The sequence below is a fragment of the Telluria sp. LT2P34 genome, from assembly GCF_059685915.1.
The window spans coordinates 25,045-38,133 of record NZ_JCASIN010000006.1; the positions used below are offsets into that span (position 1 = coordinate 25,045).

General features: G+C 62.4%; 13 protein-coding genes. 9 read left to right on the top strand and 4 right to left on the bottom strand.

The window, feature by feature from the left end:
• Positions 1-48 precede the first annotated feature (48 nt).
• On the bottom strand, positions 49-690 hold the full coding sequence (gene lexA / locus AC56KZ_RS15945) for a transcriptional repressor LexA (protein ID WP_497163168.1): 642 nt from the start codon (positions 688-690) through the stop codon (positions 49-51).
• A gap of 197 nt (positions 691-887) precedes the next feature.
• On the opposite strand from lexA, the gene rpsF reads away from it, so the two are divergent.
• From rpsF to AC56KZ_RS15985, 8 genes are all read left to right on the top strand, one after another.
• Positions 888-1,298, top strand: a complete 411-nt coding sequence (rpsF, locus tag AC56KZ_RS15950; RefSeq protein WP_497163169.1) for a 30S ribosomal protein S6 — start codon at positions 888-890, stop codon at positions 1,296-1,298.
• A gap of 33 nt (positions 1,299-1,331) precedes the next feature.
• Positions 1,332-1,625 (top strand): primosomal replication protein N, encoded by a 294-nt coding sequence (priB, locus tag AC56KZ_RS15955; RefSeq protein WP_497163170.1) that lies wholly within the window; start codon positions 1,332-1,334, stop codon positions 1,623-1,625.
• 38 nt (positions 1,626-1,663) lie between these two features.
• Positions 1,664-1,954, top strand: a complete 291-nt coding sequence (rpsR, locus tag AC56KZ_RS15960) for a 30S ribosomal protein S18 (protein WP_056332995.1) — start codon at positions 1,664-1,666, stop codon at positions 1,952-1,954.
• 38 nt (positions 1,955-1,992) lie between these two features.
• Positions 1,993-2,445, top strand: a complete 453-nt coding sequence (rplI, locus tag AC56KZ_RS15965; protein WP_497163171.1) for a 50S ribosomal protein L9 — start codon at positions 1,993-1,995, stop codon at positions 2,443-2,445.
• 130 nt (positions 2,446-2,575) lie between these two features.
• Positions 2,576-3,961 carry a replicative DNA helicase gene (locus tag AC56KZ_RS15970; RefSeq protein WP_497163172.1) on the top strand — a complete coding sequence of 462 codons (1,386 nt, stop codon included), beginning with the start codon at positions 2,576-2,578 and terminating at the stop codon, positions 3,959-3,961.
• Between the two features lie 90 nt (positions 3,962-4,051).
• Positions 4,052-4,678 carry a DUF47 domain-containing protein gene (locus tag AC56KZ_RS15975; protein WP_497163173.1) on the top strand — a complete coding sequence of 209 codons (627 nt, stop codon included), beginning with the start codon at positions 4,052-4,054 and terminating at the stop codon, positions 4,676-4,678.
• A 24-nt stretch (positions 4,679-4,702) separates the two neighbouring features.
• Positions 4,703-5,713 carry an inorganic phosphate transporter gene (locus AC56KZ_RS15980; RefSeq protein WP_497163174.1) on the top strand — a complete coding sequence of 337 codons (1,011 nt, stop codon included), beginning with the start codon at positions 4,703-4,705 and terminating at the stop codon, positions 5,711-5,713.
• A gap of 133 nt (positions 5,714-5,846) precedes the next feature.
• Positions 5,847-8,588 (top strand): bifunctional diguanylate cyclase/phosphodiesterase, encoded by a 2,742-nt coding sequence (locus tag AC56KZ_RS15985; RefSeq protein WP_497163175.1) that lies wholly within the window; start codon positions 5,847-5,849, stop codon positions 8,586-8,588.
• A 50-nt stretch (positions 8,589-8,638) separates the two neighbouring features.
• Here AC56KZ_RS15985 and AC56KZ_RS15990 read toward each other — a convergent pair whose 3' ends face one another.
• From AC56KZ_RS15990 to AC56KZ_RS16000, 3 genes are all read right to left on the bottom strand, one after another.
• A complete protein-coding gene (locus AC56KZ_RS15990; protein ID WP_497163176.1) occupies positions 8,639-10,420 on the bottom strand; it encodes a PhoH family protein in 1,782 nt (593 codons plus the stop codon).
• Positions 10,421-10,645: 225 nt separating this feature from the next.
• Positions 10,646-11,116, bottom strand: coding sequence for a peroxiredoxin (locus tag AC56KZ_RS15995; RefSeq protein ID WP_497163177.1), 471 nt, complete (start codon positions 11,114-11,116; stop codon positions 10,646-10,648).
• A 170-nt stretch (positions 11,117-11,286) separates the two neighbouring features.
• Entirely contained in the window at positions 11,287-11,673 is a 387-nt protein-coding gene (locus tag AC56KZ_RS16000; RefSeq protein WP_497163178.1) for an Mth938-like domain-containing protein, read from the bottom strand.
• A gap of 160 nt (positions 11,674-11,833) precedes the next feature.
• Here AC56KZ_RS16000 and AC56KZ_RS16005 point away from each other — a divergent pair, with 160 nt between their 5' ends.
• A complete protein-coding gene (locus tag AC56KZ_RS16005; RefSeq protein ID WP_497163179.1) occupies positions 11,834-13,060 on the top strand; it encodes a pyridoxal phosphate-dependent aminotransferase in 1,227 nt (408 codons plus the stop codon).
• Positions 13,061-13,089: the final 29 nt, after the last annotated feature.

The window sequence follows — 13,089 nt, forward strand, 5'->3', positions numbered from 1 at the left end:
AAGCCGCGTCGAGCGGCTTTTTGCATTCAGGAAGCGCTCAAGCGATGCTCAATGCCAGCTGCGCATCAGTCCGACTGCCAGGCCCTCGAGCGCAAACTCGTCGCCCGGTTCGACGCGAATGACCTTGAAGTCCGGATTTTCCGGCAGCAGCTCGATCAGTTCGCCCGTCTTGCGGTAGCGCTTGACGGTCACGTCGTCGCCGATGCGGGCGACCACGATCTGGCCATTCTTGGCGTTGTCGATCTTTTTGACGGCGAGGAAGTCGCCGTCCATGATGCCGGCGTCGCGCATCGACCAGCCGCGCACCTTGAGCAGGAAATCGGGACGGGCGCCGAACATGGCCGGGTCGACGTTGTAGGTGGCTTCGACGTGTTCCTGGGCCAGGATGGGCGAACCGGCGGCCACGCGGCCTACCAGCGGCAGCGACATCAGGAGCGCCGCCGGAATGTGCGGGACCGATGCCGGCGCATGCACCGAGGAGCCGATCAGGCGGATGCCGCGCGAGGTGCCCGACACGATTTCGATCGCGCCTTTGCGGGCCAGCGCCTGCAGGTGTTCTTCGGCGGCGTTGGCCGACTTGAAGCCCAGTTCCTTCGCGATCTCGGCGCGCGTGGGCGGGAAGCCGGTGTTGTCGATCGCTTCCTTGATCAGGTCAAGGATCTGTTGTTGCCTTGCGGTGAGCTTGAGCATGGATCTGCCATGGTTGATGATTCAGACTGTATTTTTGTACAGTATTTCGGCGAATGCAAGGGAAATCGCTGAAATTGTCACATTTCCCGTCCCATTGTGTTGTCGCGCCATCCGCGCTATAATTGCCGGCTTTCCCTTCCCACACTCGTCTTGACGCCGAGGTGGGCATTTGTTTAAACGTCCTCAAGGAGTACTGCATGCGTCATTATGAAATCGTTTTTATCGTCCACCCGGACCAGAGCGAGCAAGTCCCGGCGATGATCGAACGTTACAAGGCCAGCGTCAGCGCACGCGGCGGTAACATTCATCGCGTCGAAGACTGGGGCCGTCGCCAGATGGCTTACTCGATCCAGAAGCTGCCTAAAGCGCACTATATCTGCATGAACATCGAGTGCGACAACGAGACCCTGGTCGAGCTGGAAACCGCATTCAAGTTCAATGATGCCGTGCTGCGTCACCTGACCGTGAAGATGAAGAAAGCTGAAACGACCCCATCGCCAATGATGAAGTCGGTCCAGCGCGAAGACGCAGCCAAGAGCCACCGCTCGGAAGCGCCAGCCCAGGCTCCGGCCCCTGCTGCTGCTGCCCCGGCCCCTGCTGCTGCTTAAACATTCTTTCGCCAGGAACCCTGAACACTTGAAGTGAACCAGTTACACGTCGTCGCAACCATCGCTGAACGCGACGTACTGCGCTACACCCCCGCCGGCGTGCCGGTCGTTTCGGCAATCCTGATGCACAGTTCGCAGCAGGTCGAGGCAGGTGTGGCAAGACTGGTGGAGTTCGAAATTGCCGCGTTCGCCGCGGGAGAAATTTCGGGCCGCTTCGCCAGCGCCGAGTTGGGCGCCGCGCACCAGTTCACGGGATTTTTGGCCAGGAAGAACCGCAGCAGCAAAGCCCTGGTGTTTCACATCATTGATTTTAGTGCCGCCGCTTAAAACAATAGCGGCCCACCTTTTAGATACAGGAGCCTCAAATGGCATTCGGTAAAAAGTTCGACAAAAACAAGGCCAAAGAAAAACTCAAGCGCAAACAGCAAAATCCGCTGTTCAAGCGCAAGAAGTTCTGCCGCTTCACCGCCGCAAACGTCGAGCAGGTCGACTACAAAGACGTCGACACCCTGAAGGACTTCGTCCAGGAAAACGGCAAGATCATGCCTGCACGCCTGACCGGCACCAAGGCGCACTACCAGCGCCAGGTTGACACCGCGATCAAGCGCGCACGCTACCTCGCGCTGCTGCCGTACACCGACCTGCACAACGCTTAATTCAAGCGCCGTACAGTCAGAATTTTCTGGAGAAAAATATGCAAGTGATCCTTTTGGAAAAAGTTGTTAACGTCGGCAACCTGGGCGACGTGGTCAAGGTCAAGGACGGTTACGCACGTAACTTCCTGATCCCGCAAAAGATGGCCCGCCGTGCAACTTCGTCGGCAGTCGCCGAGTTCGAAGTCAAGCGCGCCGAGCTGGAAAAAGCAGCTGGCGAAAAGCTGGCGGCTTCGCAAGCCCAGGGCGACAAGCTGAGCGGCATGACCATCACCATCGGCCAGAAGGCCGGCGTCGACGGTCGCCTGTTCGGTTCGGTCACCAACTTCGACATCGCTGAAGCGCTGACGAAGCAGGGTTTTGCAGTCGAAAAGGCGCAAGTGCGCCTGCCGACCGGTCCCCTGAAGACGACCGGCGAGCACGCTGTCGCCGTCGCGCTGCACACCGACGTCGTGGTGGAAATCACCGTCGCTGTCGTGGGCGAAGCTGCCTGAGTAACAACGGCGCGCATCGATTCTGATGCACTGTTGTTAATAAGAAAAAGCCGGGTTCGCCCGGCTTTTTTGCGCCTGGAAACTTCCCAATTATTTCAGCCGCATGACGGGAGGCGTTATAATGCCCGTCATGAATACCCCTGCAGATCCGCAGCTCGAATCGCTGCGCATTCCCCCGCATTCCATCGAGGCCGAGCAGTCCGTCATCGGCGGCCTGCTGCGCGATAACGCGGCCTGGGACCGCATTGCCGACTTCATGCATGCGGACGATTTCTACCGCTACGACCACCGCATCATCTTCGAACAGATGGTCCGGCTGATCAACAGCGGCAAGCCGGCCGACGTGATTACCGTCTACGAAGCCATGGTTTCGCTGGGCAAGGCCGAGGACGTGGGCGGCCTGCAATACCTCAACGCGATGGCGCAGAACACGCCGTCCGCCGCCAACATCCGCCGTTACGCCGAAATCGTGCGCGACCGCGGCATCCTGCGCAAGCTGATCACCGTCGCCGATGAAATCTCGGGCAACGCGTTCAATCCGCAAGGCAAGGAAGTCAAGCAGATGCTTGACGAAGCCGAATCCAAGATCTTCGCCATCGCCGAATCCGGCTCGCGCGGCGCCCAGGGCTGGAATGCGATCCAGCCGCTGCTCACGCAAGTGGTCGAGCGCATCGACGAACTGTATTCGCGCGAAAACCAGGGCGAAATCACCGGCGTGCCGACCGGCTTCATCGACCTCGACCGCATGACCTCGGGCCTGCAGCCGGGCGACCTGGTGATCGTCGCCGGCCGTCCGTCGATGGGCAAGACGGCGTTTTCGGTGAACATCGGCGAGAACGTCGCCATCGAAGCGGGCCTGCCCGTGGCTATTTTCTCGATGGAGATGGGCGGCACCCAGCTGGCCATGCGTATGCTCGGCTCGGTCGGCCAGCTCGACCAGCACCGCCTGCGTACCGGCCGCCTGAACGACGAGGACTGGCCGCGCCTGACGCACGCGATCCAGAAAATGAACGATGCCCAGCTGTACATCGACGAGACGCCGGCGCTGAACCCGATCGAGATGCGCGCACGCGCGCGCCGCCTGGCCCGCCAGTGCGGCAAGCTCGGCCTGATCATCGTCGACTACCTGCAGCTGATGCAGGGTAGCCAGCAGGGCGACAACCGTACCGCCGAAATTTCCGAGATTTCACGTTCGCTGAAAGGCCTGGCGAAGGAATTGCATTGCCCCGTCATTGCCCTGTCGCAGCTGAACCGCGCGCTCGAGCAGCGCCCCAACAAGCGTCCCGTCATGTCCGACTTGCGCGAATCAGGTGCAATCGAGCAGGATGCCGACGTCATCATCTTCCTGTATCGCGACGAGGTCTACAACCCCGACTCGCCCGATAAAGGCACCGCCGAAATCATCATCGGCAAGCAGCGTAATGGTCCGATCGGCGCGATCCGCCTGACCTGGATCGGCCAATACACCAAGTTCGGCAACTACAGCGGTAACCTCGCCGTCTATCAGGGCGATTAAGCCGCGCACTTACGCTGAGATACCGTCGCCGGCCTATCCGCCGGCCGCGCAGCTTCGCAATCCCAAGAGTTTTACAACGGAGAATCATTCATGTTTGGACGCCTCATGCCCACCGAGGGCAAATTTTTTGACCTGTTCAACCAGCACGCGGCGCTGTGCGTGAAAGGTGCGCACGAACTGGTCGGCCTGATGACCAACTTCGACGACCTGGAAATGCGCACGCATGCCGTGGAAAGCATCGAAAAGCAGGCCGACAAGGTGACCTACGCTTGCGTGGAAATGCTGCACAAGACCTTCATTACTCCGATCGACCGCGACGACATCCACAAGCTGATCACGCGCATGGATGACATCCTCGACATGATGGAAGACGCGGCCCAGACCATCCTCCTGTACGACCTGCATTCCGTGACGCCCGAAGCGAGCCGCCTGGCCGAATTGTGCCTGGCCTGCTGCGAACGCGTGCAGGCGGCCGTCGGCCTGCTGCACGACATGGGCAACGCCCAGGAGATCGTCGCCATTTGCGAAGAGATCGACCGCCTCGAATCGGATGCCGACCACGTGATGCGCGCCGCCATGAGCAAACTGTTCCGCGACGAGCCGGACGTGCGCAACCTGATCAAGATGAAGGCGATCTACGAGATCCTCGAGACCGTCACCGACCGCTGCGAAGATGTCGCCAACATCATCGAAGGCATCATCGTCGAGAACGCGTAACGCGCGCGCAGAACAAGAATAAACATGGAAACTTTAAACATCAGCATCTGGGTGCTGGGCGGACTCGTGCTGCTCGCACTGATTTTCGACTTCATGAACGGCTTCCACGACTCGGCGAACTCGATCGCCACTGTCGTGTCGACCGGCGTGCTCAAGCCGCAGACCGCCGTGGCAATGGCCGCCTTCTTCAACTTCATCGCCATCTTCGTGGTCAGCATGAAGGTCGCGCAGACGATCGGCAAGGGCACGATCGACCCCGGAGTGGTCGACCATTACGTGATCTTCGGCGCCCTCGTCGGGGCCATCACCTGGAACATCATCACCTGGTACTACGGCATTCCGTCCTCGTCCTCGCACGCCCTGATCGGCGGCCTGGTCGGCGCCGCGGTGGCCAAGTCGGGCACTGGCGCGCTCATTTCCGCGGGCCTGCTGAAAACCGTGATGTTCATCGTGATTGCGCCATTGATGGGCTTTGTGCTGGGCTCGACGATCATGCTGCTGGTTGCGTGGATCTTCGTGAAATCGACGCCGCGCAAGGTCGATGTCTGGTTCCGCCGCCTGCAGCTGGTCTCGGCCGCCGGCTACTCGCTGGGCCACGGCGGTAACGACGCCCAAAAGACCATGGGCATTATCTGGATGCTGCTGATCGCCGCCGGCGTGACCAGCCCGACCGACGAATTTCCGCCGGCCTGGGTGATCATTTCCTGCTATGCGGCGATCGCCTTCGGCACGCTGTTCGGTGGCTGGCGCATCGTCAAGACCATGGGCCAGAAAATCACCAAGCTCAAACCGGTCGGCGGTTTCTGCGCCGAAACTGGTGGCGCGATGACCCTGCTGATGGCCAGCTTCTTCGGCATTCCTGTTTCGACCACCCACACCATCACCGGCGCCATCGTCGGTGTCGGCGCCTCCCAGAAAGCCTCGGCCGTGCGCTGGGGCGTGGCGGGCAGCATCGTGTGGGCCTGGGTGTTCACCATCCCGGCCTCCGCCTTCATGGCGGCGGTGGCCTGGTGGATCGGCACCAAGATCATGTAATTGTCGTCATCCATGAGGAGCCCGGCCTGTGCCGGGCTTTTTTATGCACGGCGAATAAGGCGGGGCGCGACCGGGTGCCGGAGTCTGCTACCCTGTCACCCTGTGTGCGGCCATCCACGCCGCGGGGACCCCGATGCAAGCACATCTCGACAAGGCCTTGCCCAAAACCGCGCTCGGCCTTGCCGCGCTGCACAGGCTGCGTCCCTTTCTATCCTTCCTGCGCCTGCATCGCTCGCTCTTGCTGGTGTGGCCGGCAATCGCGGTGCTGGCAGGCGCCGGGCTCTGGGCGGGCGTGCTGGGCAGGCTCCAGGACGAGCGGCGCGACCGCCAGGCCGAACTGGTGCAGCAGGTCGACGCCTATACGCGCAGTTTCGCGATCCGCACCCGCCGCTCGATCAGCGACGCCGACCGGCTGTTGCTGCTGCTGCGCCACAACTGGACCGTATCGGGCGGGCGCCTGGACCTGGCCGGCACCATCGAGGCCGGGATCTTTTCGCCGCAGTATATCGGCGCCGTGGGCCTGCTCGACAGCAAGGGGATCGCGCTGACCAGCACCCACCCGGCCGCGGTCGGCAGCTATTTCGGCGACCAGGCGTATTTCACCGAACAGCAGCGCACTGCGGGCGACCGCCTGTACCTGAGCGGGCCGCTGGACGGCCCCCTGTCGCACCGCGAAGTGATCGCTTTCTCGCGCAAGCTGCACGCCCCGGAAGGCCGGTTCGGCGGGGTCGCCCTGATTTCCGTATTGCCGTCCTTCTTTACCCAGCACTATGCCGAGCCGATCCTGCGCGAGCACGGCTTTGTCGGCCTGATCGGGGACGATGGCGTGGTGCGCGCCAGCCGCCAGGGCAACAATGTGCATACGCTGCGCACGCCTTTCCTGCTCCGGACATTGCCCGCCGACAAACCGGACGGCGTGGTCCGCCTCGACGGCCGGCGCTGGTTCGCGGACGGGCGCACGCGCGTGCTCGGCTGGCGGCGGCTGCCGGACCTGGGGCTGGTGGGCGTGGTCGGGGTCGACGAGATTTCCGCGATGGAAAGCTACCATCGCGACCGGCTGGCGGCCCTGAACGACGCCTGGTGGAACAGCGCCTGGCTCGCGCTGGCCGCCTTGCTCGCCACCAGTTTCTATGTGCATGCAAAGTGGCGCCAGCACCAGGTCGAAGCGATCCGTTCGACCTACCGGCTGGCGACCGAGGACGCGGGCGAAGGCTTTTTCATCAACCGGCCGCTGCGCGACCTGCACGGCACGGTAATCGATTTCGAGATCGTCGACGCCAACCAGCACGGCGCCGACATGTTCGGCAAGCAACCACGCCAGCTGATCGGGCATCGCCTGTCCGAGTTCTATCATGGCAAATTGTTCCAGGCGGCCTGCGCCCGCCTGTGCGAGGCGCTCGACACCGGCCTGCACGACAGCGAAATCGAAGTCAGGCCCAGGTCCGACCAGTGGCTCAAGGCAAAGTGGATCCGCTACAAGGCAGTGCGCGCCGGCGACGACCTCGCCGTGACCATCCGCGACATCAGCGAAGCCAAGGCGCATTTGTCCGAGCTCGAGCGCAGGGGCAACTCCGACGAGCTGACCGGCCTGCCGAACCGCCACTGGATCCAGCACTACCTGCCGCAGGCCATCGACGCGGCGCGCGCCGCCGGCCGCGGCCTGGCCGTGCTGTTCATCGACCTCGACGGCTTCAAGACCGTCAACGACGCGCTCGGGCATGCGGCGGGCGACGAGCTGCTGCGCACGGTCGGCAAGCGCCTGGCGCTGGCGGTGCGCCCGCGCGACCACGTGGTGCGCCTCGGCGGCGACGAGTTCGTCGTCGTGCTGGAAGACGTCGGTGGCGCGGAAGACGTCGAACACGTCGCCGGCCGCGTGCTGGGCGCCTTCCGCGACGGCTTCCATCTGCAGCATTCGACCCACGTGCTGGGCGCTTCGATCGGGATCAGCCTGTTCCCTGAGCATGGCGACGATGCCCAGACCCTGCTGAAAAACGCGGACATCGCGATGTATTCGGTCAAGACCGAAGGCAAGGGCAGTTACCGCTTCTTCCAGTCGAGCTTTTTCGAGGCGATCCGCACCCGGCTGGAAACGGAAATCGAACTGCGGCGCGCCCTCGACCAGCAGCAGTTCGTGGTGCACTACCAGCCGCGTGTGGATCTGGCCACCGGCAAGACCTCGAGCCTGGAGGCGCTGGTGCGCTGGGAGCGCTCGGGCGTGGGCCTGGTCGGGCCCGACCGTTTCATCCCGCTGCTCGAGGAAACCGGCCTGATCGTGCGGCTGGGCGAGCAGGTGCTCGACAGCGTCTGCCGCCAGCTCGTGCACTGGGGACGCGACGGCGCTCCCCTGGCGCCGGTGTCGATCAATGTGTCGCCACGCCAGTTCAGCCAGTCCGACATCCTGGGGCTGTTTCGCAGCATGACCGGGCGCTATGGGATCGATCCCGCCTTGCTGGAAATCGAAGTGACCGAATCGTCGATGATGCAGGAAGGAATCGGGGAATCGGCCGTGTTCCGCCAGCTGCGCCAGCTCGGGATCAAATTGTGCATCGACGACTTCGGCACCGGCTACTCGTCGCTGTCCCAGTTGCAAAAACTCCATTTCGATGTGCTCAAGATCGACCGTGCCTTCGTGCTGCGGATCGAACAGCCCGATGGCGACACGCTGATCGCCTCGATGATCGCGATGGCGCACGCACTGGGCATGACGGTGGTGGCCGAAGGCGTGGAAAGCCGCAAGCAGATGATGCTCTTGAAGTCGCTGGGCTGCGACGAAGGGCAGGGCTATTTCTTTTCCCGCCCGGTCATGCCGGGAGAGCAGCAGCCACAGGGCGCCCGCATTGCCCAGCCGGCCATCGCACCAAAAGCGTGTACGTAAAAAAACCTGCGGGCCTTGCGGCGCGCAGGTTTCGGTGAAGCGCTGATGTCTTACAACACGTCGCTCGCGTGATCGGCCAGGCGCGAACGCTCGCCGCGCGCCAGCGTCACGTGGCCGCTGTGCGACCAGCCCTTGAAACGGTCGACCACATAGGTCAGGCCGCTCGAACCTTCGGTGAGGTAAGGCGTGTCGATCTGGGCGATATTACCCAGGCACAGGATCTTGGTGCCGGGGCCGGCGCGCGTGACCAGGGTCTTGACCTGCTTCGGCGTCAGGTTCTGCGCCTCGTCGATGATCAGGAACTTGTTCACGAAGGTGCGGCCGCGCATGAAGTTGAGCGACTTGATCTTGATGCGCGAGCGGATCAGGTCTTGCGTCGCTGCGCGGCCCCAGTCGCCGGCGTCGGTGTCGGACTTGTTGAGCACTTCCAGGTTGTCATCGAAGGCGCCCATCCATGGCGACATCTTTTCTTCCTCGGTACCCGGCAGGAAGCCGATGTCCTCGCCCACCGGCACCGTCACGCGGGTGACGATGATCTCGTTGTAGAGCTTGGTCTCGAGCACTTGCGCCAGGCCTGCGGCCAGGGCCAGCAGGGTCTTGCCGGTGCCGGCCTGGCCGAGCAGGGTGACGAAATCGCATTCCGGGTTCATCAACAGGTTCAGCGCGAAGTTCTGCTCGCGGTTGCGGGCAGTGATGCCCCAGACGCTGTTCTTGTTGTGGCTGTAGTCGCGCAGCACTTGCAGCACGGCGGTTTTGCCGTTCAGTTCGCGCACCTGGGCGTAGAACGGGCTTTCGCCGGGACCGGACGGCTCGAAATACACGAACTGGTTCACCAGCAGCGTCGGGATCACGGGGCCGTTGACGCGGTAGAAGGTGGTCGAGTTGCCGTTCTTGTTCTCTTGCCAGGATTCCACGTTCTTGCTGTGGGTATCCCAGAAATTGCTCGGTAACTGGACGATGCCCGAATACAGCAGGTCGGTGTCTTCCAGCACGTGGTCGTTGAAATAATCCTCGGCCGGTAGGCCCAGTGCGCGCGCCTTGATGCGCATGTTGATGTCTTTCGACACCAGCACGATCGCGCGGTCTTCCTGCTCGGCGGCCAGCGCCTTGACGACGCCGAGGATCTGGTTGTCGGCCTTGCCGACCGGCAGGCCTTCGGGCAGCAGGGGACCGCTGTGGAGCCGGGTCTGGAAGAACAGGCGGCCCTTGGCATCCTTGTTGCCCAGTTTGGACAGCGGGATGCCCGCTTCGATGCCGTCGTCGTCGATGTCGGCGATCAGGGCGTCGAGCGTGCGCGAGACCTGGCGTGCGTTGCGCGCCACCTCCGACATGCCTTTCTTGTGGTCGTCGAGTTCTTCGAGCGTCATCATCGGCAGGTAGACGTCGTGTTCCTCGAAACGGAACAGGCTGCTTGGATCGTGCATCAGCACGTTCGTATCGAGCACGAACACCTTGGTCTTGCCCGAGCGGTCGGCCTTGCGGCTGGTCGAGGACTTGACGTTGACTTCGACCGGCTTGTGCTTGGCCGGATGGGGGGCGTCCTGGTCCGTTTCCTTGAGCTTGGCGATGGTGCCGGTCTCGGCACGCAGCGGCCAGCTGGCAGAGTCGCCCTGGCTGGACGGCACGGCCGCCAGTGGCGTGCTTTTTTCCTTGCGGGCGCGGTTCGACTTAGCGGCAGGCACGGCTTTACCGCTGATGAGGTCTTCGACGGGATCGGCTGCCACCGGCGCAGCGGCAAGCGCGCGCACAGGTGACTTGCCGGCTTCGGCTTTCGGGTATTCATTCACCGGCAGCAATGTCGCCGGCTTGGTGGGCATTTTTGGTAGTGGCATCAGGTTCTCAATCTAAAAAAGGGGAGGACGCCTGCAGGGACGCGCAAGGCGCCGGCAGGCAGAGTTCGATGCAACTGGATACGGTCTTGAAGGCGCGGGCCAGGTCCGAGGGACGAGGCCGAGGCGGGACTGGCAGGGCGCCAGCTTGAAAAGAAGTTGGTGTAAAAACGGGTTGACTCAAAATATGGGGGTTTACCCAAAAAATTTTAATGGCTCAAACCACCTTCAGGGCTGGCTCTTCACAAATTCGAGTACTTCATCGACGTGGTCAGGAACCTTCACGCTACGCCATTCTTTCACCAATCGGCCGTGAGCGTCAACGACAAACGTACTGCGCTCGACCCCGCGCACCTGCTTGCCGTACATCATTTTATTCTTCATGACCCCGAATTGGTTGCACACCAGTTCTTCCGGGTCGGAAATCAGTTCGAAGGGCAGGCCGAGCTTGGATTTGAAGCCTTCGTGCGAACGCATCGAATCGCGGCTGATGCCGTAGATTTCGGTGCCGGCAGCCAGGAAGTCCTCGTGACGGTCGCGGAAGGCCAGGCTTTCGGTGGTGCAGCCCGGTGTATTGTCCTTCGGGTAGAAATACAGCACCGTGTATTTTGCCGGGCGCCCGCCGAGCTGGAAGGTCTGGCCGCCGGTCATGGCGGCGGAAAAATCGTTGACGGTTGCTGCGCTGGGGCTGTCGGCCACGGGGTTCTCCTGAACGGGGTGGTGAGGCAAGGACGAACGTCCTCACATCATAATCGGCCATTGAGATCGCTGCCAGTCTAGCATGTCAACTCGTCAATAGCCGTCTCGATATGCGGACGCGACGCCATATTTCAAGGAGGAAAGAACGTCCTGTCCCGGGAATGTAGCGGTCAAGCCTGGCCCGTCGTTTCCAGGATCAGCGCCAGCGTGACCTTGCGGCCTTCGCCCATCAGCACATTGTAGGTACGGCAGGCGGCCTGGCTGTCCATCGACTCGACGCCGACGTGGCGCCCCGACAGGCTGGCGACCAGGCGCGGATGCACGAAACGCTGGCGCTCGCCGGTGCCGAGGATGACCACGTCAGGTGCATCCGCAGCAATTTGCTCGAAATGGCGGGCTTCGAGTTCCTCGAAACGGCGCACTTCCCAGGCGCGGGGCGGGGTTTCGGGCATCACGATCAGGCTGTAGTCGAAGCGCTGGGCATTGATTTCCACGCCACTGGCGTCGTAGCCGGTGACGGTCTGGTATTGTTGGTTGTTGTCGGAGTGGAGCTTCATTGGAGTCATCGCCGTTGGCACAATAGGCTGCCATTGTAAGCGTTTTGCCGGCATGACAGTAGCGCCGCAGCCTGGCGGACCCGAGGTTGCTTAATTGGAGCGCTTTCGGCAGAATGGTATTTTTCGCACTGCAACAATGCAGGCAACCTGGGGTGACACTGTGCGACCGATCCTGAAATCGACCAAGCTCGACGACGTGTGCTACGAGATCCGTGGCCCGGCCCTGGAGCAGGCGCGCCAGATGGAAGACGACGGCCACAAGATCATCAAGCTCAACATCGGCAACCTGGCCGTGTTCGGCTTCGATCCGCCCCACGAGATCGTGCAGGACATGATCCACAACATGCATGGCGCGGCCGGCTATACCGACTCGAAGGGCTTGTTTGCCCCGCGCAAGGCGGTCATGCATTACACCCAGCAAAAGAAGATCGCGGGTGTCGGCATCGACGATATCTATCTGGGCAATGGCGCCTCGGAACTGATCGTGATGGCGATGCAGGGCCTGCTGAACAATGGCGACGAAGTCCTGGTGCCGGCCCCGGATTATCCGCTGTGGACGGCGGCCGTCAGCCTGGCCGGCGGCGCGCCGGTGCACTACGTGTGCGACGAGCAGGCCGACTGGATGCCCGACATTGCCGACATGCGGCGCAAGATCACGCCCAACACCCGCGCCATCGTCGTCATCAACCCGAACAACCCGACCGGCGCCCTGTATCCGCGTGCGCTGCTGCTCGAGATCGTCGAGCTGGCGCGCCAGCATGGCCTGATCATCTACGCCGACGAAATCTACGACAAGGTGCTGTACGACGGCCACAAGCACGACTCGATCGCCTCCCTGGCCGACGACGTCCTGTTCGTGACCCTGAACGGTCTGTCGAAGAATTACCGTTCCTGCGGCTACCGTGCCGGCTGGATGGTGGTCTCCGGCGAAAAACGCCACGCCAGGGACTATATCGATGGCCTGAATATGCTGGCCTCGATGCGCCTGTGCGCGAATGCGCCGGGCCAGTTCGCGATCCAGACCGCGCTCGGCGGCTACCAGAGCATTGACGACCTGGTCGGCCCAGGCGGGCGCCTGCTCAAGCAGCGCGACCTGGCGCACAAGCTGCTGACCGATATTCCGGGCGTCACCTGCGTCAAGCCAAAAGCGGCGCTGTACATGTTTCCGCGCCTGGACCCGGTGATGTACCCGATTGCCGACGACCAGCAATTCATTTGCGAGCTGCTGGGCGAGGAAAAAGTCCTGCTGGTGCAGGGCACCGGTTTCAACTGGATCGCGCCCGATCATTTCCGCCTCGTCTTCCTGCCCAATTCCGACGACCTGACCGATGCCTGCGGACGCATCGCACGCTTCCTCGACGGCTACCGGCGCCGCAAGGCTGTTTAACATCTGCGCCGACCAAGGACGCTGACAAC